We start from the raw sequence: 18,697 nt of genomic DNA on the forward strand, positions 1-18,697 counted from the left end.
GAGGTGCCGAGTGGTGGGGCAAGAGCGTTTTGCTTACTTTTGACTGGGCCGGCATTCCGGCTGTTCAAAAGTGAGCCGCTGTAAGAGCGGAACCCATAGCGGCCCTGACCGCAGAAACGGATATGCCCCCAAACCACCTGCACACCCGATGCTTTTCAGGGCGCAAAAAAAAACGCCCCGAACCAGTCGGGGCGTTTTCAGGTGATCAACCTGCGGCGGGGCTTACTTACCCTGCCAGCGTTTCAGCACCAGGGTGGCATTGGTGCCACCAAAGCCGAAGCTGTTGCTCATCACAGTGTTGATGGTCGCATCTTCACGGGTCTTGGTCAGGATCGGCATGTCAGCCACGTCCGGGTCCAGTTCCTCGATGTTGGCAGAACCTGCCATGAAGTTGCCTTCCATCATCAGCAGGCAGTAGATCGCTTCGTGAACGCCGGCGGCGCCCAGGGAGTGACCCGACAGGCTCTTGGTAGAGCTGATCGCCGGTGCCTTGTCGCCAAATACCGCACGCACACCTTCCATTTCCTTCGAGTCGCCAACCGGCGTCGAAGTACCGTGGGTGTTCAGGTAGTCGATCGGGGTATCAACGGTGGACATTGCCATCTGCATGCAGCGGATGGCGCCTTCACCGCTTGGCGCAACCATGTCGTAGCCGTCGGAAGTCGCGCCGTAGCCGACGATTTCCGCGTAGATCTTCGCACCACGGGCCAGGGCGTGTTCCAGCTCCTCGACCACCACCATGCCGCCACCGCCGGCAATGACGAAACCGTCACGCTTGGCGTCGTAGGCGCGGGAAGCTTTTTCCGGGGTTTCGTTGTACTGGGTCGACAGGGCGCCCATGGCGTCGAACAGGAACGACTGGCTCCAATGTTCTTCTTCACCGCCACCGGCAAACACGATGTCCTGCTTGCCCAGCTGGATCTGCTCTACCGCAGTACCGATGCAGTGAGCACTGGTGGCGCAAGCGGAGGAGATCGAGTAGTTCACGCCCTTGATCTTGAACGGCGTGGCCAGGCAGGCGGAAACGGTGCTGCCCATGGTCCGCGTGACGCGGTAAGGGCCAACACGCTTGACGCCTTTCTCGCGCAGGATGTCCAGCGCTTCCATCTGGTTCAAGGTCGACGCGCCACCGGAACCGGCGATCAGGCCGGTGCGCACGTTGGACACCTGGTCTTCGCTCAGGCCGGAATCGGTGATTGCGTCCTTCATGGCCAGGTAGGCGTAAGCAGCTGCGTGGCCGACGAAGCGATAGATCTTGCGATCGATCAGCTCTTCGAGGGGCAGGTCGATGGAGCCGGAAACCTGGCTACGCAGACCCATTTCGGCATATTCCGGGTTGAAGCGGATGCCAGGGCGACTTGCACGCAGGTTAGCGGAGACGGTCTCTTTGTCATTGCCCAGGCACGAAACGATGCCCAGACCAGTGATAACGACGCGGCGCATGCGGATAACCCTTAAAAGTTGTCAGTGGAAGTGAATACGCCGACCCGAAGGCCTTCGGCAGTATAAATCTCGCGACCGTCGACAGTCACCGAACCATCGGCAATGGCCAGGTTCAGCTTGCCCTTGAGGACGCGCTTGATTTGAATGTTGTAGGTGACTTTCTTGGCGGTCGGCAGGACCTGGCCAAAGAACTTCACTTCGCCCGAACCCAGGGCGCGACCGCGGCCCGGCAGGCCTTGCCAGCCCAGGTAGAAGCCAACCAGCTGCCACATGGCGTCGAGGCCCAGGCAGCCCGGCATCACCGGATCGCCTTCGAAATGGCAGGCGAAAAACCACAGGTCAGGGGTGATATCCAGCTCGGCGACCAATTCACCTTTGCCGTACTTGCCACCCTCTTCGCTGATATGGGTGATGCGATCCACCATCAGCATGTTCGGGGCGGGCAGTTGCGCGTTACCTGGGCCGAACAGCTCACCGCGACTGCAGCGCAGCAGGTCTTCCCGAGTAAAGGCGTTTTGTTTGGTCATGCGAGCTCCTCAATAATCCCATGCGGCAGGGCAGGGCAAATCTTCCCGGCCGACTGAAGCGTTCATGCCTCATGTCGGCAGCCTACACATAGACTATTGCGTTGTAGTGAAAGTCACAGCGTCAAGGTCATGAATGTACACTTGTGCACTGAAATTATAAACCGGGCCGGTTTACGGGCCCGTTCGGGTGCCTAAGACTGCCGCACTTTCGTCTTTCACGCCAGTCGCAGTTGGCTGATGGCGGCCTGCTATTGCACCCATCGTTGTAGGATTTGTTGCAAATCCGTGCGTTTGAACGGCTTTGCCAGGTAATCGTTCATTCCTGCGGCCAGGCAGGCTTCGCGGTCGCCCTGCAAGGCATTGGCGGTGAGGGCAATGATCGGCAGGTCGGCGCACCCGGGCAACTGGCGAATCTGCCGGGTGGCCTCGTAGCCATCGATGCCCGGCAGTCGGCAGTCCATCAGGATCGCGGTAAAAATCAGGCTCTCGGCACTGCGAATCGCTTCGGCACCGTCGGTGGCGATGCTCACCTCGAACCCCAGGCTGCGCAGCATGGCTTCCACCACGGTGCGATTGACCGGGTTGTCTTCCACCAGCAACACGTTGCGCCCTTCGCCCGTGCTGGCACTGCCTTCAGCGTTTGGCGCGAGCACCGGCAGGCTCTGCTGATAGATCGCCAGCGGGATTTCCAGGGTGAATACCGAGCCCTGGCCTTCTTCGCTCTGGGCGCGGAGGGTGCCCCCCATGCGTTCGGCCAGGGTACGGGCAATCGGCAAGCCGAGCCCGGTGCCGCCGTAACGTCTTGAAATGGAACTGTCGGCTTGCTGGAACGCATCGAACATCAATTCCAGGCGCTCGGCCGAAATGCCTATCCCGCTGTCGCGCACGGTGCAGGTGAACCACAGCAATTCATGGTCCAGGGTCTGCCAGTGGGGTTCGACGGTGACGGTGCCGTGCTCGGTAAACTTCAGTGCATTGCCGATCAGGTTCACCAGAATCTGCCGGATGCGGGTCGGGTCGCCTTGTACCTGCAGTGAGCCCAGGCCCTGCGGGATCGGCACCTCCAACGCCAGGCCGCGTTGCTGGGCGGAATGCTGGAAGGCCTGGGCGCAACTGCTGATCAGCTCCACCAGGTCGAACGGAATGTGCTCAAGCTCCAGCGCCGCGCGCTCAATGCGCGAGAAGTCGAGGATGTCGTTGATCACCTTGAGCAGGTGTTCGGTGGACTCCGAAGCCAGTGCCGCGTACTCGGTCTGCTCCTCGGTCATGTCGGTGGTTTCCAGCAGTTGCAGCATGCCCAGCACTCCGTTCATCGGCGTGCGCAGTTCGTGGCTCATCATCGCCAGGAAGTCCGACTTGGCATTGTTCGCCCGTTCGGCTTCTTCGCGGGTCTGGATCAACTGGGCCATGGCCTGGTGCTGTTCGCGACTGGCCTGGTTCAAACCGTCGGCCAGGTTATTGATGTGGCGCGACAGGTCGCCCAACTCCGAGTCATCGACGATGGGCAGTGGCGTCTGGTAGTCACCCTGCTGGATAGCCTTGACCGCATTGCCCATGGCACTGATCGGCTGCGACAGGCTGGCCGCCAGGCGCCGCGCCAGCAGGAAGGTAAACAGCAGGGCGAACAGCGCGAGAATCCCGGCCTTGAACAGGATTTCCTGCTGGCGCTGGCTGAACGCATCGTTGGACATGCCGACAATCACCCGCCCCAGGTAATCCGCGCGGGGCGCCTTGGGCTCTGCGATGCTGTCCTGGAAGAAGTCATTGCCCAGCTGGATGTGTTGCAGACGAATCGGCGCCTGGAACACTTTGACCGACAGCGAACGATCGTGCTTCTCCGACGGCTGTTCGACATACACCAGAATGTTTTCGGAACTGTCCTGAATCTCCAGGAAGCGCACATGGGGCGTGGCCAGGGTCGCCCGCAACAGGCTTTCGAGCACGTCGTTGTTGCCGGAAATCACCCCGTATTCGGTGGCCGGCGCCAGTTGGTTGGCGATCAATTGGCCGGTGTGGTCCAGCTCCTGGCGCAAGTCCTGGATCCGTACGAAGGTAAAAAAGCTGATCAACAGCAGCGTCAGCAGGAGTGCCGGGCCCAGGGTAATGAGCTGGGTTCGGGTGTTGATGTCCCAACGGCGACGAAAGGTCATGGGCGTTTTTCTCCTTCGGCCAGGCGGGCGGCGACGTTGGTTTCGTCCACCTGTTCGATTCCCAGTGAGCGCGCAACCTGCGGGTTGCCCACGACTTTGAAGCGTTCCGGGTAAAGCGAGCGCGGCCAGCTGGACGGTGCATGGTCCAGCAGCCGGTCGAGTACGTTCAGCCAGTCGGTCTGATCGCTGTAGGTGCTGGCCAGGCTGCCGGCCTTGACGAACCCGGCGTTGGGCCCGACCAGCGGCAATTGCCTCGCGTAGCTGCTGAGCAGCAGGTTTTTTGCGGTTTTCGGGTTGTACAACTGGGGATCGTCCAGACCCAGCAGAACGTCGCTGCTCTTGAACAGGCTTTGCAGCGGGCGACTGTCATTAATGTTGTCCCAAAGCTGGGGCACGATCTCAAGGCCCATGGGCGCTGCGTACTGGCGCAGCTCCCTGAGCAGGAATTCGCTGTCGATGCCATAGAGCACGCCGATGCGCCGGGCCTGGGGCAGGATGCCGATGATCAGGCGCAGTTGGCGGTCCAGTGGCGGGTCGCTCCATAACAGGCTGATCTTCGCCGGCAAGCTGTCCCCCAGGCGCTGGCGGGCTTGCAGGCGGCTGATGCGCAGCACCAGGGTCGGCGGGCCCTGGGTGTCTTGCAGGCGCCAGTCGAGGCTGGGCAGGTCCAGCAGGATCAGGCGGGTGCTGGTGGGCAAGTGTGCGGGGGCGGGGAGGTCCTTGAGCGGAGTGAATTTCACGCTGTCTTCGGGGCGCTGTCGGGCCAGGGCCTGCACGAAGGTTTGTACGCCCGGGCCATCTTCTTCGGCGGTCAGCAGGATGTCCGCCGCCCATGCCGGGGCGGCAAACCATAAAACCCCAAGCAACACACAGCGCCGCCAGAGTCGGGCGGTAAAGGAGAGGGTCATCCGTGACGGGGCGCGGTTCATGCTAGAACTCTAACTCCGCACTGAAGTAGAGCACGTGGCGCTGGTCATAGTTGTTGTCGGGCCAGGTGGTGGGCTGATTGTCGAGCCGTTGTTGCAACATGCCGGCCAGCTCCACGTTGGCTTTGCCCAGGGCAATGCGCTTGGCCACCCGCAGGTCGACCCGTTCGAAGCGATACTGGTTGAGCGCGTCGTCGCCATAGTAGAACACCGCGCTGGACCAGCCGTGGCCCCATTCCCGCATCCAGCCGGCCGAGCCGCTGTTGCGGGCGGTTTGCTGTTTGTCCAGCGGGTTGGTGGCGCTGGCATCCACATAAGCATAGGTGACACGCAGCCGGTCGGCGGTGCTCATGTGCCAGTCGAGCTGGGTTTCGGTGCCGGTAAAGCGCGAGCTGTTCGAGTTACTGGCGATGTACTGGTTGTTGCGCAGCGGCTCGCTGACCATGTCGCTGATTTCGTCGTAGAACAGCTTCACGTCCACGTTCAGCCCGATGTCGGCAAAAAAGCCGTTGTAGCCCAGTTCCCGGGAGCGCATCAGCTCTTTGTCGAGGTTGCCCGGGCCGCGGGTCACCACGAAGTATTGCCCGGAGTTCTGGCCGTAGGCCGGCGAGCTGAGGTTGGTGACGCGGTAGCTCCAGTTGACGTTGTTCTCGAACATGTCCGGGGAGCGGATGGCTTCGGAGTACACCGCGCGCAGGCCGTGGCGCGGGTTGATCAGGTAGTTGACGGCCACCCGGGGCGTCAGCGAGTTGCCGCTCAGGTGGGTGTCTTCGTACATCGCGCCGCCCTGCAGCAGCCAGTGTTCGCTGGCGCGCCACTCCAGGTGGCCGAACAGGCGCCAGGTGGTGTCGTCAATAGTGCCGTTGAAGTAGGTGTCGGAGTCGGCGCGGTCGTAGCGGTAATTCATGCCGCTGACCAGGCGCAGGCTGTCGGACAGGCTGAGGGTGTCTTGCAGCTCCAGGTCGTAGCGGCTTTCCTTGGTGCTTTGGTCGATGTTGCCGCAGACGCTCTGGTTCGCGCCATTACGCCATTGATCCAGTACCTGATTGGCCAAGGCCTGTTCGGCGGCACTGCCGGGTGGCGCCGAACCGTTGCTGAACGCATCCATGTGCCGCGCCAGCCGCTCGGCATAGTTGGGGTTGAGCTGCCACAACTGGGTCAACTCCGGGCTGAACGAGACCTTGGCGTCGCAGGCGCGCCAGATCTGCCGGCGATCCCACTGCTGGGCCGAACCCTGGATATACAGGCTGTGATCGGGGTTGAAATCGAAGTTCCAGCGCAGGGAACCGGCGTAGTCCTTGGCGCTGACGTCGGAATTGGTACCGCCTTCGGTAATCCCGTCGAATACCGGTTGGTAGGTATACGGGCGTTGGTTGGTGCCTTCCTTGGCATCCAGTTGCCAGTCGATGCTTTGTTGCGCGTTCAGGGTCTGGCTCACGGCCAGGCTGAAGCGGCTCAGGCGACGGCTGTCGCGGCGGTCGGCGCCCACGCGGTCGCTGTCAAAGCCATCGTCCTGTTGGCCGGACAGCGAGAGGCGCAGGTCGCCGGTTTCCCAGCCCATGCCTTGGCTGGCGTACCAGTCGTTGATCCCGCGGCCGCCCTGGGTAAGTTTCATGCGGGTGCCGTGGCTGTTGGCCGGCGAGCGGGTGAGGATGTTGACGACGGCCATCAGCGCGTTGGCGCCATAGCTGACGGTGTTGGGGCCGCGGAAGACTTCGATGCGGTCGATGTCTTCGAGGGCCACCGGGATATCGCTCCAGTCCACCGTCGCCAGGCCCGCGCGGTACACCGAGCGACCATCGATCAGCACCTGCATGCGCCGGGCGTCGCCCGCCTGGGTGCCGTGGTAATTCACGGCGGCCTGGTTGCCGGTGGTGTAGCCGACCATCATCCCGGGTACCAGCCGCAGCAGTTCCGGGATGTCCCGCGCGCCGCTGGCCTTGATCAGCTCGCTGTCGATCACCGTCATGCTGCCGGGCACGGCGGCGGCCGATTGCTTGAGGCGGGTGGCAGTCAGCACCTGCGGCAGCGGTTGGCTGTCGAGGAACAGATCGTCGGCCAGCAACGGAGCACTGCACCACGGCATGCACAACAACGTCAGCAAAAGGGATGAGCGAGGAGGAGGGCCCAAAGACACGGCACGGCCTTGATAATTACGGATAGCCGCCCATGTTAACTGAGGTGGGGCCGTTTGCCAGTCGTCGCCCCTGTAATTACTTCGCACAAATGTCGCATTTTCCGACGAGCGTTTGAATTGACGCGGGGGCTGGCCGCAGGCGGGTCGCTCCGTATAATGCGGCCATCGCCACTGCTATGGATTAACGGATTGCATATGACTGAACAGCGCCCTATTGCGGTCCTGGGAGGCGGAAGTTTTGGTACCGCCGTGGCTAATCTGCTGGCTGAAAATGGTCATCAGGTGCGTCAATGGATGCGTGACCCCGAGCAAGCCGAGGCCATTCGGGTCAACCGGGAAAACCCCCGTTACCTTAAAGGCATCAAGATTCTGCCGGCCGTGGAGCCGGTGACTGATTTGCTGGCGACGCTGAACGAGTGCGACCTGTGCTTCGTCGCGCTGCCGTCCAGTGCCTTGCGTTCGGTGCTGGCGCCCCATGCCGAGCGGCTGGCGGGCAAGCTGCTGGTGAGCCTGACCAAGGGCATCGAGGCGCACACCTTCAAGTTGATGAGCGAAATCCTTGAAGAAATCGCCCCCGAGGCGCGTATTGGCGTGTTGTCGGGCCCGAACCTGGCGAGGGAAGTGGCTGAGCACGCACTGACCGCCACCGTGATCGCCAGTGAAGACGAAGAACTTTGCGAGCGGGTGCAGGAAGTGCTGCACGGTCGCACCTTCCGCGTGTACGCCAGTGCCGACCGCTTTGGCGTCGAGCTGGGCGGGGCGTTGAAAAACGTCTACGCGATCATCGCCGGCATGGCCGTGGCGCTGGGCATGGGCGAAAACACCAAGAGCATGCTGATCACCCGTGCCTTGGCCGAGATGACCCGGTTTGCGGTCAACCAGGGCGCCAACCCGATGACCTTCCTTGGCCTGGCGGGCGTGGGCGACCTGATCGTTACCTGCTCGTCACCGAAAAGCCGCAACTATCAGGTAGGTTTCGCCCTCGGCCAGGGCCTGAGCCTGGAAGACGCCGTCACCCGTTTGGGCGAGGTGGCTGAAGGCGTCAACACCTTGAAGGTGCTGAAGGCCAAGTCCCAGGAAGTCGGGGTGTATATGCCGTTGGTGGCCGGTTTGCATGCGATCCTGTTTGAGGGGCGTACCCTGAATCAGGTTATCGAGTTGCTGATGCGGGCTGAGCCGAAAACCGATGTCGACTTTATTTCCACCAGTGGTTTCAACTGAGGAACGCGCGATGAACGATCCGAAAGCAGCACCCAAGTACGAATCCATCGGCCTGCGTGTCCTGTGGATGCTGGTGTTTGCCCTGGTGTGGCAAGTGACGCAGTTTCTGCTGGGGGCGCTGGTGGTGGTGCAACTGGTTTACCGCCTGGTGTACGGCGCGCCGAACCTTGGGCTGATGAATTTTGGTGACAGCTTGAGTCAGTTTTTGGCGCAGATTGGGCGGTTTGGCAGTTTTCACAGTGACCAGAAGCCTTGGCCGTTTGCTGATTGGCCGACGCCCCGTGTACCGGAAGGCGAGGCCGCCCACAGCGTGCCGCCGGCGCCGCATCCGGCGCGTGATGAGGAACCGAAGCTATGAAAGTGTGGGTATTGCGTCACGGTGAAGCCGAGGGGCATGCGCGCACGGATGCGGAGCGTAATCTCACGGCCCATGGGCGCGAAGAGGTTTTGCGCAGTGCGGCGCATCTGATTGGGCAGCCTGTGCGGGCGATTATTGCCAGCCCTTATGTGCGGGCGCAGCAGACCGCGCAGTTGGTGCGGGAGGCGTTGGGGTTTGAGCCCGAGGTTCGGACGGTGCCCTGGTTGACGCCGGAGAGTAATCCGCTGGAGGTGCTCAAGCATCTCGACAATGACGATGATGTGTTGCTGGTTAGCCATCAGCCGTTTGTGGGCGGGCTGATCAGTTATTTGCAGCATGGGCATTTGCGGCAGCCGCAGCCTATGAGTACGGCGAGTTTGGCGGAGCTGGAGGGGGATTTTCCTTTGGCTGGGTTGATGAGTCTTTTGGGGGTTCGGAATCCTTAGGTGGGGATTGGGTTTGGTATTGAGTACATATCCATTCCTGCGGTAACGGCCACTTAGGGTTCCGCTCTTACAGCGGGTCACTTTTGGCAAACGCCCGGAATGCCGGCCCAGCCAAAAGTAACCAAAAGGTCTTTGCCCCACCACTCGGTGCCTCGCTTAGGCTCGGCATGCCGGAACGAAGGCCATCGTGGTTAACGGGGCCCGCAGATCAAGAGCACGGCGGCCTGAAAGCCGACCTGAGTGTTAGAAGCAAAGGCAAAAGCCGCTTTTCTGTAGGAGCCGGCTTGCCGGCGAAGAACCTGAGAGCGCCGCGTTCATTCAGGATGCCAGCTTCATCGTTAACGACCATCGCCGGCAAGCCAGCTCCTACAGGGGATCGTGCCCGCTGTAGCTTTTGATCTTGATCTTAGGCGCCCCGTTAAACCACGCTGCCTGCGTTCGGGCACACCGAGCCTTAGCGAGGTGCCGAGTGGTGGGGCAAGAGCGTTCTGCTTACTTTTGACTGGGCCGGCATTCCGGCTGTTCAAAAGTGAGCCGCTGTAAGAGCGGAACCCATAGCCGCCCTGACCGCAGCAACGGATATACCCCCAAAACTTCAGAACTTGCACCCCCCGCGCTCCCATGAAATAGTCCACCCAAGCAAGTGCTTGGTTGGCTACCATCGGAACACAAAGGAGCGCGTCCATGTCTGTCGCTATTCGTTTGCCGCTGCAAGTCTTCTTCGACCGCGAAACCCGCCACCCACGGCAACGATTCCTGGTTCAGCCCATCAAAGGCGGCGAAGTCCAGACCCTCACCTGGGCCGAAGCCGGCCATCAGGCCCGCTGCGCCGCCCACTGGCTACGAGCCCGCGACCTGCCCCAGGGCTCCCACATCGCCCTGATCGCGAAAAACTGCGCCCACTGGATCATCGCCGACCTCGCCATCTGGATGGCCGGCCACGTCTCGGTCCCGCTCTACCCCAACCTGACCGCCGACTCCGTCGCCCATGTGCTGGAGCACTCCGAAGCCGCCCTGGCGTTTATCGGCAAACTGGACGACTGGCCCTCCATGTCTGCCGGGGTAAAGGCGGACCTGCCGACCATCAGCCTGCCGCTATGCCCCGAAGGCGAATTCGATTTCACCTGGGCCGACCTGCAAACCTGCTCACCGATCCAGGACAACCCCGCGCCTGCGGCGTCCGACCTGGCCACCATCATCTATACCTCCGGCACCACCGGCCTGCCCAAGGGCGTGATGCACAGCTTCGGCGCCCTGGCATTTGCCGCCATCCGTGGTACTGAATTGTTCGGCCTGGGGGAGGGCGATCGCCTGCTGTCCTACCTGCCGCTGTGCCACGTGGCCGAACGCATGTTTGTGGAAATGGCCTCGATCTACACCGGGCAAACCGTGTTTTTCGCCGAGAGCCTCGACACCTTTCTTACAGACCTCAAGCGGGCACGGCCTACGGCGCTGTTCGGCGTACCGCGTATCTGGACCAAATTCCAGATGGGCGTCTACAGCAAAATCCCCGCAAGCCGCCTCGATACCTTGCTGCGCCTGCCCTTCATCGGTAAGCGCGTGGGCCACAAGGTGCTCGCCGGGCTGGGCCTGGACGCCGTGCGTGTAGCGATCTCCGGTGCAGCCCCGGTACCTGAGGCCTTGTTGCTCTGGTATCGGAGATTGGGCCTGGACGTGCTGGAGGTGTACGGCATGACCGAAAGCTGCGGCTATTCCCACGTGTGTCGCCCCGGCCAGCAAAAGCTCGGCTGGATCGGCCCGCCATGCCCGGACGTTGAAGTGCGCATCGGTGACGACGGCGAAGTCCAGGTGCGCAGCGGCGCGACCATGCTCGGTTATTTCAAGGACCCGGCAAAAACCGCCGAAACCATCACCGCCGACGGCTTCCTGTGCACCGGCGACAAGGGCGAGCAGGGCGCCGATGGCCGCCTGCGGCTGACCGGGCGGCTCAAGGAAATCTTCAAGACCAGCAAAGGCAAATATGTGGCCCCGGCACCGATTGAAAACCGCCTGGCCGAGCATGCGCGTATCGAACAGGTATGCGTGGTGGGCGATGGCTTGAGCGCGCCCATGGGCCTGTGCGTGTTATCCGAGGTGGGCCTGCAAGATGCTGCTGGCACGGGTCGCCAGGCTTTGCAAGGCAGTCTCGAATGCTTGCTGGAAGAGGTTAACCAGGTGCTGGATAAACATGAGCGCTTGCGCCAACTGGTGGTGGTGAAAGACAGTTGGGCGGTGGAAAACGGGTTCCTCACGCCGACCTTGAAGATCAAGCGCAACGTGATTGAATCTGCCTACGGGTCGCAGTTTCATGCCTGGAGCGAGCGCTCCGAGGCCGTGCTGTGGCAGGATTGAGCACTGACATAACACCAATAAGGACCGATCAATGAGCCTGTGGCGCACTCAACCCAATATCGAACAACTCAATGCGAGCCAGAAAAACACCATCGGTGAAGTACTGGATATTCGCTTTGAAAGCTTTGACGACGAGTCCCTGACCGCCAGCATGGTGATCGACCACCGCACCCATCAACCCTACGGCCTGCTGCACGGCGGCGCGTCGGTGGTGCTGGCGGAATCCGTGGGCTCCATGGCCAGTTACCTGTGCATCGATGCCAGCAAGTTTTATTGCGTGGGCCTGGAAATCAACGCCAACCACTTGCGCGGCCTGCGCAGCGGGCGGGTGACGGCAGTGGCCAAGCCGATTCATATCGGGCGCACCACCCATGTGTGGGATATCCGCCTGACCAGCGATGAAGGCAAGGCCAGCTGTGTGTCGCGCCTGACCATGGCCGTAGTTCCGCTGGGCGAGAACCCGCCGGCTCGATAGGCATGGCGTGAGTGTCATCATTCCTGGCAGTTACAGTCATTGCCGTGACTGCCCGGTCTGGGGAGAATCAACGCTCTGTTTACGGTGATGGATCAGGTATGTCGCAGCACGTGTTTTTCGCCCACGCCAATGGCTTTCCTTCGGCGACCTACGGCAAATTGTTTGCCGCCCTGGCCCCGGAGTACGCCGTCGCGCATTTGCCGCAGCACGGTCACGACCCAAGGTTTCCGGTGGATGACAATTGGCAGAACCTGGTGGACGAACTGATCCACCACCTTGAGCAGCAGCCGGAGCCGGTGTGGGGCGTGGGCCATTCGTTGGGTGGCGTGCTGCACCTGCATGCGGCCATGCGCTGCCCACAGTTGTATCGCGGGGTGGTGATGCTCGACTCTCCGGTGCTGACGCTGGCCGATCGCTGGGTGATCCGCGCGGCCAAGCGCTTCGGCTTTATCGACCGTCTTACCCCGGCGGGCCGCACCCTGGGCCGGCGTGAAGAGTTCGCTGACCTTGCGGCTGCGCGTCAGTACTTCGCCGGCAAGACCCTGTTTCGAGGCTTTGATCCCGAATGTTTCGACGCTTACCTGCAACACGGCCTGGAACCGGTGGGCGATCGTCTGCGCCTGCGCTTTGATCCGGCCACCGAGATCAGCATCTACCGCGGCGTGCCCCACACCAGCCCTGGCCAGGCCCGACAGTTGAAAGTGCCACTGGCGGTGGTGCGTGGCCGCCAGAGCCGGGTGGTGATGCGTCACCATGCCAGCGGCGTGGGGCGCATGCCCATGGGCGAAATGCTGACCATGCCCGGCGGCCACATGTTTCCTCTCGAACGCCCCCAGGACACTGCCACTTTGATCAAGAACCTGTTTGCCCGCTGGGAAGCCCGCCAGCGCGAGCGCAGTTGCGCATGACCGCGCCCGTCGAAGAAGTACGCCTGGCCCTGCCGCACATCGAGTTGGCGGCCCACCTGTTCGGCCCCGAAGACGGGCTGCCGGTCATCGCCCTGCACGGCTGGCTCGACAACGCCAACAGCTTTGCGCGCCTGGCGCCGAAGCTCGATGGCCTGCGCATCGTCGCCCTGGACATGGCGGGCCATGGTCACTCGGCCCACCGCCCGGTCGGCGCCGGGTATTCCCTGTGGGATTACGTCCACGATGTGCTGCAAGTGGCCGAGCAACTGGGCTGGAAACGTTTTGCATTACTTGGCCACTCCCTCGGTGCCATCGTTTCCCTGGTGTTGGCCGGGGCCTTGCCGGAGCGGGTAACGCACCTGGGATTGATTGACGGCGTGATCCCGCCGACCGGCACTGCAGATAACGCCGCCGAACGCCTCGGCATGGCGTTGCAGGCGCAACTGGCCCTGCAAGACAAGCGCAAACCGGTGTACACCACCCTTGACCGTGCGGTGGAAGCGCGGATGAAAGGCGTGGTGGCGGTCAGTCGCGAGGCCGCGGAATTGCTGGCCCAGCGTGGCCTTATGCCGGTGCCGGGCGGTTACACCTGGCGCAGCGACAGCCGCCTGACCCTGGCTTCCCCCATGCGTCTGACAGAAGAACAGGCGATGGCGTTCGTGCGCCGGATCGGCTGTCCGACACAGTTGGTGGTCGCCGAAGACGGCATGCTGGCGAAACATTCCGAATTGCTTTCCGGGCTGCCGTTCCAGGTGACCACGTTACCTGGTGGCCATCATTTGCACCTGAACGACGAGCCAGGGGCTACCCTTGTTGCAGACTGTTTCAATCGGTTCTTCTCCACGCCTTGACTTGGCGGGGTCAACTGCCGAGGCTGGGCGGATCGAAAGGGAGTCAACCATGAACAATCTCAACACCGCAGCGCACCCCAATGGCCAGGGCGCGCTGATCCGATGAGTATGCCGAAGGGATTTATCCGTATTCTGGGGCTGTGCTGTTTCAGCCCGCTGGTGTTCGCCGCTGACGTACCGGGTAGCCAGGACTTGCCCGCCGTGGCCCGTCAGGTTGACGCACAGATCGTCGACTACCGTCCCGCCGAAGAGAAAGAACGCATCTACCCGCTGGGCTCGATCCGCAAGATCAGCGGCCAACTGCGCTATGAAGGCCAGGCCACCGCTCGCGGATTAAACACTGCCATCACCTACGAACTGCCCGCCGAACACACCTCCAGCGCCGCCTTTACCGCCACCCGCGAAGCTTTGCAGGCCCAGGGCGCACAATTGCTGTTCTGGTGCCAGGCCCGGGATTGCGGCGAAAGCAGCCTGTGGGCCAATGAGGTGTTTGGCAACGCCAAGCTGGTAGGCGCCGATGGCCAGCAGGAATACCTGTTGCTGCGCCTGGCTGCTCCCCAGGACAACTCCCTGGTCGCGCTGTACGGCATCACCCGGGGCAATCGTCGGGCCTATCTGCATGTGGAACAATTGGACGCCAGTGCGCCACTGGGCGACTTGCTGCCAACCTCCGCCACACTGCTGCGGGAGCTGAAGAGCACCGGTGAGCTGGACTTCCCCAAGCTGGGCGCCGAACCTGACGCCACCTGGCTCACCCTGATTTCCCGTGGATTGAACCTGGACGCCACCTTGCGGGTCAGTTTGACCGGGCCCACCGCCGAGGCGTGGCGCCAGGGCTTGATCGATCAGGGCGTACGTGCGGCCCGCCTGGAAACCGGCACCGCCGAAGCCAAGGGTTTATACCTGCATCTGATACGCTGACCGTTCCAGGGCGAACGGACCCGCGCCGTTCGCCTAAGCTCTTCCTCTTACAGACTTCTTTTCGAGAAACCACATGCTCAATAACGATCGCCTGCTGGTGCAGATCCTGCTGCTGGTGTTGTTTGGTGCCAGCTTCTGGGTGATGGCGCCGTTCTGGTCGGCGCTGTTCTGGGGCGCGGTGCTGGCGTTTGCCAGTTGGCCGGTGATGCGCCTGCTGACCCGCTGGCTGGGCGGGCGCGAATCCCTGGCGGCCGGGATCCTGACCCTGGTCTGGATGCTGTTGGTGGCATTGCCGCTGGTATGGCTGGGGTTCAACCTGGCCGACCATGTGCGCGATGCCGTGGGCCTGATCAAGGATATCCAGGTGGATGGCTTGCCCGAGGCGCCAGCGTGGCTCGGCTCCATTCCTTTCGTCGGCGAGCGGTTGGTGGCGATGTGGGACAGCATCGACCAGCAGGGCGCGGCGCTGATGGTCAGCCTCAAGCCGTACCTGGGGCAGGTGGGCAACTGGTTGCTGGCCCGCAGTGCGCAGATCGGCGGCGGGATTCTGGAGCTGACCCTGAGCCTGGTATTCGTGTTCTTTTTCTACCGGGACGGGCCGCGCCTGGCGATGTTTGTGCATCGCTTGCTGGAGCGCTTGATCGGCGAACGTGCCGGTTATTACATCGAACTGGTGGCGGGCACCGTGCAACGTGTGGTGAATGGCGTGATCGGTACCGCGGCTGCCCAGGCGGTGCTGGCGCTGATCGGCTTCCTGATTGCCGGGGTGCCGGGGGCGCTGGTGCTGGGCATCGTGACGTTCCTGCTGAGCCTGATTCCCATGGGGCCACCATTGGTGTGGATCCCGGCCACAGCGTGGCTGGCCTGGAAGGGCGACTACACCTACGCGGTGTTTCTCGGGGTATGGGGCACATTCATCATCAGCGGCGTGGACAACGTGCTCAAGCCGTACCTGATCAGCCGTGGTGGCAACCTGCCGCTGGTGATCGTGCTGCTGGGGGTGTTTGGCGGGTTGATCGCGTTCGGCTTCATCGGCCTGTTTATCGGCCCGACTTTGCTGGCAGTGGCGTATAGCCTGCTGACGGACTGGAGCGCCAGCCAGGCTCAAGTGCGGCGGGAAGATAAAGCCGGCTGATCGGCGAGGATTTTGAGGCGGCTGCAGATTGATGTGGGAGCTGGCTCAAGCCCTCGGCAACCACATCACCGCTGTCAGGCCACCGCCTGGGGTTTCCTCCAGGCTCAATCGCCCACCGAGGCGTTCCACCGCTTCCTTGGAAATCGTCATCCCTAAACCCACGCCGCCGGAGTTCCGGTTGCGTGAGCCTTCCAGCCGATAAAACGGTTCAAACACCGCCTCGCGTTTATCCGCCGCAATCCCCGGCCCATGGTCGATCACCTTGACCACCAGCGCCTGGGGGCTGTCCGCCAGTTCGATACGGGCGGTGCCGGCATAGCGCAGGGCGTTGTCGATCAGGTTGTTGAGGCACGAACGCAGGGCCATCGGTTGCACCTGCAGCGGCGCGCATTCACCACTGCATTGCACGTCGGAGCCACGGTCCTGGGCGTTTTCACTCAAGGACTCCACTAATGCCTGCACGTCCAGCCAATGCCGGGTTTCGCTGGTGCGTTGTTCGTGCAGGTAGCTCAGGGTGGCGTCGAGCATGCCGATCATGTCGTCCAGGTCCTGGCGCATCTGGCCCTGCAGCTTGGTGTCTTCGATCTGTTCCAGGCGCAGCTTGAGCCGCGATAGTGGCGTGCGCAGGTCATGGGACACGGCGCCGAGCATGCGGGCACGCTGGGTGACCTGTTCACGGATGCGTTTTTGCATCAGGTTAAAGGTCGACGCCGCCTGCCGTGCTTCCCGTGGGCCGGACTCGTTCAACGGCGGGCTGTCGAGGTCCAGGCTCAGGCGCTCGGCCGCCGCACTCAGACGCTGGATCGGCCGGCTGAGCAGCTTGGCGCCGTACCAGGCGGCGATGATCAGCGAGAAGAACTGGAAAGTCAGCGGCACCACAGGCCCGCCGAACCAGGGCCTGTGATGCTCCTTCGGCGCTGGCGTGAGGGTGCCGTCCGGTTGCTCGATGAAGGTCTCGCGGGGCGGTGGCGGCGGCGGGCCGTAGTGGTGAAACCAGAAAAATGCCAGCACGTGGGCCAGCACAATCGCCACCAGCAACACACCGAACAGCCGCCCGAACAGGGTGTTGAAGGCGTTGCGCATCAGCCAATATCCCGGGCGTCGAACAGATAGCCTTCACCGCGTACGGTCTTGATCAACTGCGGTGCCTTCGGGTCGTCGCCGAGCTTTTGGCGCAGCCGCGAGACCAGAAGGTCAATGCTGCGATCAAAGGCTTCGATGGAGCGACCGCGGGCCGCGTCCAGCAGTTGTTCGCGGCTCAGCACCCGGCGCGGGCGTTCGATAAACACCCACAGCAAGCGGAATTCAGCGTTGGACAGCGGCACCACAAGGCCATCGTCGGCCACCAATTGGCGCAGCACGCTGTTGAGGCGCCAGTTGTCGAAGCGGATATTCGCCCGTTGCTCGGTGCGGTCATCCCGTACCCGGCGCAGGATCGTCTGGATGCGTGCCACCAGCTCGCGGGGCTCGAAGGGCTTGGACATATAGTCGTCGGCCCCCAACTCCAGGCCGATGATGCGGTCGGTGGGTTCGCAGCGGGCGGTGAGCATCAGGATCGGGATGTCCGATTCCGCCCGCAGCCAACGGCACAGCGACAGGCCGTCTTCGCCCGGCAGCATCAGGTCGAGCACCACCACGTCGAAGGTCTCGGCTTGCATGGCCTGGCGCATGGCGGCGCCGTCGGTCACGCCGCTGGCGAGAATGTTGAAGCGCGCCAGGTAATCGATCAGCAGTTCGCGGATCGGCACGTCGTCGTCGACGATCAGCGCGCGGGTGTTCCAGCGCTTGTCTTCACCCACAAGCGAGCCTTTTTGATCGTCATTCAGCGCAGGAGTCAGGGTTTGCATGGTGCGATCATCTACCTGGTGGGCCGCCGGACCGAAGATCGGCGGCGAGGTTGTTGCGTTCAGCATAGGCGCCCAGCCCCGGGGCTGGAAGTTCTGTACGGTGGTTCACGTGTGCGAGGCTAATCTTCGGGGGTATTGCAGGCATGTCGGGAATGTATCAGTTCCGACACAATTGCCCGGGAGCCCGCAATCTGGCGGCTAAATCGCGAATTACCGATCATCGGATCCCGCAAACGCGCTGCTTGCGCTACAATCCGCGCCGATTTCGACTTGCCTGAGAGCCCATTCCAATGTCCGTCTGCCAGACTCCTATCATCGTCGCCCTGGATTACCCCACTCGTGACGCCGCACTGAAGCTGGCTGACCAGTTGGACCCCAAGCTTTGCCGGGTCAAGGTCGGCAAGGAACTGTTCACCAGTTGCGCCGCGGAAATTGTCGGCACCCTGCGTGACAAAGGCTTCGAGGTGTTCCTCGACCTGAAATTCCACGACATCCCCAACACCACCGCGATGGCGGTCAAGGCTGCCGCCGAAATGGGCGTGTGGATGGTCAATGTGCACTGCTCCGGCGGTTTGCGCATGATGGCTGCGTGCCGTGAAGTGCTTGATCAGCGCAGCGGCCCCAAGCCGCTGCTGATTGGCGTGACCGTGCTGACCAGCATGGAGCGTGAAGACCTGGCCGGCATCGGCCTGGACATCGAGCCACAGGAACAAGTGCTGCGCCTCGCGGCCCTGGCGCAAAAGGCCGGCCTGGACGGTCTGGTGTGCTCGGCCCTGGAAGCCCAGGCATTGAAGACCGCCCACCCGTCGCTGCAACTGGTGACCCCGGGGATTCGTCCGGCGGGCAGCGCCCAGGACGACCAACGTCGCATCCTGACCCCGCGCCAGGCCCTGGATGCCGGTTCCGATTACCTGGTGATCGGACGCCCGATCAGCCAGGCGGCCGACCCGGCCAAGGCGCTGGCGGCGGTGGTTGCCGAGATCGCCTGACTGAAGCGGCC

17 protein-coding genes are annotated in these 18,697 nt (G+C 62.5%); 10 read left to right on the forward strand and 7 right to left on the reverse strand.

The window, feature by feature from the left end; all coding sequences use genetic code 11:
* Positions 1-222 precede the first annotated feature (222 nt).
* The 5 genes from fabB to M2400_RS31765 all read right to left on the reverse strand — a co-directional run bounded on the left by fabB (position 223) and on the right by M2400_RS31765 (position 7,183).
* Positions 223-1,443, reverse strand: a complete 1,221-nt coding sequence (gene fabB, locus M2400_RS31745; protein ID WP_177042761.1) for a beta-ketoacyl-ACP synthase I — start codon at positions 1,441-1,443, stop codon at positions 223-225.
* 11 nt (positions 1,444-1,454) lie between these two features.
* Positions 1,455-1,970 carry a 3-hydroxyacyl-[acyl-carrier-protein] dehydratase FabA gene (fabA, locus tag M2400_RS31750; protein WP_003210552.1) on the reverse strand — a complete coding sequence of 172 codons (516 nt, stop codon included), beginning with the start codon at positions 1,968-1,970 and terminating at the stop codon, positions 1,455-1,457.
* Between the two features lie 248 nt (positions 1,971-2,218).
* The gene (locus M2400_RS31755) at positions 2,219-4,120 is read right to left on the reverse strand and encodes an ATP-binding protein (protein WP_177042760.1); all 1,902 of its coding nucleotides are present in this window, start codon (positions 4,118-4,120) and stop codon (positions 2,219-2,221) included.
* Positions 4,117-5,049: an ABC transporter substrate-binding protein gene (locus M2400_RS31760; RefSeq protein WP_259201199.1), complete on the reverse strand. Its 933-nt coding sequence runs from the start codon at positions 5,047-5,049 to the stop codon at positions 4,117-4,119. Before M2400_RS31760 ends, M2400_RS31755 begins: the two co-directional genes overlap by 4 nt.
* Before the next feature lies 1 nt (position 5,050).
* Positions 5,051-7,183, reverse strand: a complete 2,133-nt coding sequence (locus M2400_RS31765) for a TonB-dependent siderophore receptor (protein WP_259201198.1) — start codon at positions 7,181-7,183, stop codon at positions 5,051-5,053.
* Between the two features lie 195 nt (positions 7,184-7,378).
* Between M2400_RS31765 and M2400_RS31770 the strand changes: the two genes are divergently transcribed.
* From M2400_RS31770 to M2400_RS31810, 9 genes are all read left to right on the forward strand, one after another.
* Entirely contained in the window at positions 7,379-8,404 is a 1,026-nt protein-coding gene (locus M2400_RS31770; protein WP_177042757.1) for an NAD(P)H-dependent glycerol-3-phosphate dehydrogenase, read from the forward strand.
* A gap of 10 nt (positions 8,405-8,414) precedes the next feature.
* A complete protein-coding gene (locus tag M2400_RS31775) occupies positions 8,415-8,762 on the forward strand; it encodes a DUF4389 domain-containing protein (RefSeq protein WP_259201197.1) in 348 nt (115 codons plus the stop codon).
* The gene (sixA, locus tag M2400_RS31780) at positions 8,759-9,208 is read left to right on the forward strand and encodes a phosphohistidine phosphatase SixA (protein ID WP_177042755.1); all 450 of its coding nucleotides are present in this window, start codon (positions 8,759-8,761) and stop codon (positions 9,206-9,208) included. Before M2400_RS31775 ends, sixA begins: the two co-directional genes overlap by 4 nt.
* A 684-nt stretch (positions 9,209-9,892) precedes the next feature.
* Complete coding sequence (locus tag M2400_RS31785) at positions 9,893-11,560, forward strand: AMP-binding protein (protein WP_259201196.1); 1,668 nt, start codon at positions 9,893-9,895, stop codon at positions 11,558-11,560.
* A 31-nt stretch (positions 11,561-11,591) separates the two neighbouring features.
* Complete coding sequence (locus M2400_RS31790; protein WP_177042753.1) at positions 11,592-12,035, forward strand: hotdog fold thioesterase; 444 nt, start codon at positions 11,592-11,594, stop codon at positions 12,033-12,035.
* Between the two features lie 98 nt (positions 12,036-12,133).
* The gene (locus tag M2400_RS31795) at positions 12,134-12,943 is read left to right on the forward strand and encodes an alpha/beta fold hydrolase (protein ID WP_259201195.1); all 810 of its coding nucleotides are present in this window, start codon (positions 12,134-12,136) and stop codon (positions 12,941-12,943) included.
* On the forward strand, positions 12,940-13,794 hold the full coding sequence (locus M2400_RS31800; protein WP_259201194.1) for an alpha/beta hydrolase: 855 nt from the start codon (positions 12,940-12,942) through the stop codon (positions 13,792-13,794). Before M2400_RS31795 ends, M2400_RS31800 begins: the two co-directional genes overlap by 4 nt.
* 102 nt (positions 13,795-13,896) lie before the next feature.
* Positions 13,897-14,715 (forward strand): DUF4892 domain-containing protein, encoded by an 819-nt coding sequence (locus tag M2400_RS31805; protein WP_259201193.1) that lies wholly within the window; start codon positions 13,897-13,899, stop codon positions 14,713-14,715.
* 73 nt (positions 14,716-14,788) lie between these two features.
* Entirely contained in the window at positions 14,789-15,850 is a 1,062-nt protein-coding gene (locus M2400_RS31810) for an AI-2E family transporter (RefSeq protein WP_177042750.1), read from the forward strand.
* Between the two features lie 45 nt (positions 15,851-15,895).
* Here M2400_RS31810 and M2400_RS31815 read toward each other — a convergent pair whose 3' ends face one another.
* On the reverse strand, positions 15,896-16,933 hold the full coding sequence (locus M2400_RS31815; RefSeq protein ID WP_177042749.1) for a cell wall metabolism sensor histidine kinase WalK: 1,038 nt from the start codon (positions 16,931-16,933) through the stop codon (positions 15,896-15,898).
* Positions 16,933-17,697 carry a response regulator gene (locus tag M2400_RS31820; RefSeq protein WP_076015347.1) on the reverse strand — a complete coding sequence of 255 codons (765 nt, stop codon included), beginning with the start codon at positions 17,695-17,697 and terminating at the stop codon, positions 16,933-16,935. The genes M2400_RS31815 and M2400_RS31820 overlap by 1 nt, the downstream gene beginning before the upstream one ends.
* A gap of 290 nt (positions 17,698-17,987) precedes the next feature.
* Between M2400_RS31820 and pyrF the strand changes: the two genes are divergently transcribed.
* Positions 17,988-18,686 carry an orotidine-5'-phosphate decarboxylase gene (gene pyrF, locus M2400_RS31825; RefSeq protein ID WP_017480212.1) on the forward strand — a complete coding sequence of 233 codons (699 nt, stop codon included), beginning with the start codon at positions 17,988-17,990 and terminating at the stop codon, positions 18,684-18,686.
* Positions 18,687-18,697 lie beyond the last annotated feature (11 nt).

The organism is Pseudomonas sp. BIGb0558, assembly GCF_024807515.1.
GTDB classification, from domain to species: Bacteria; Pseudomonadota; Gammaproteobacteria; order Pseudomonadales; family Pseudomonadaceae; genus Aquipseudomonas; species Aquipseudomonas yamanorum_A.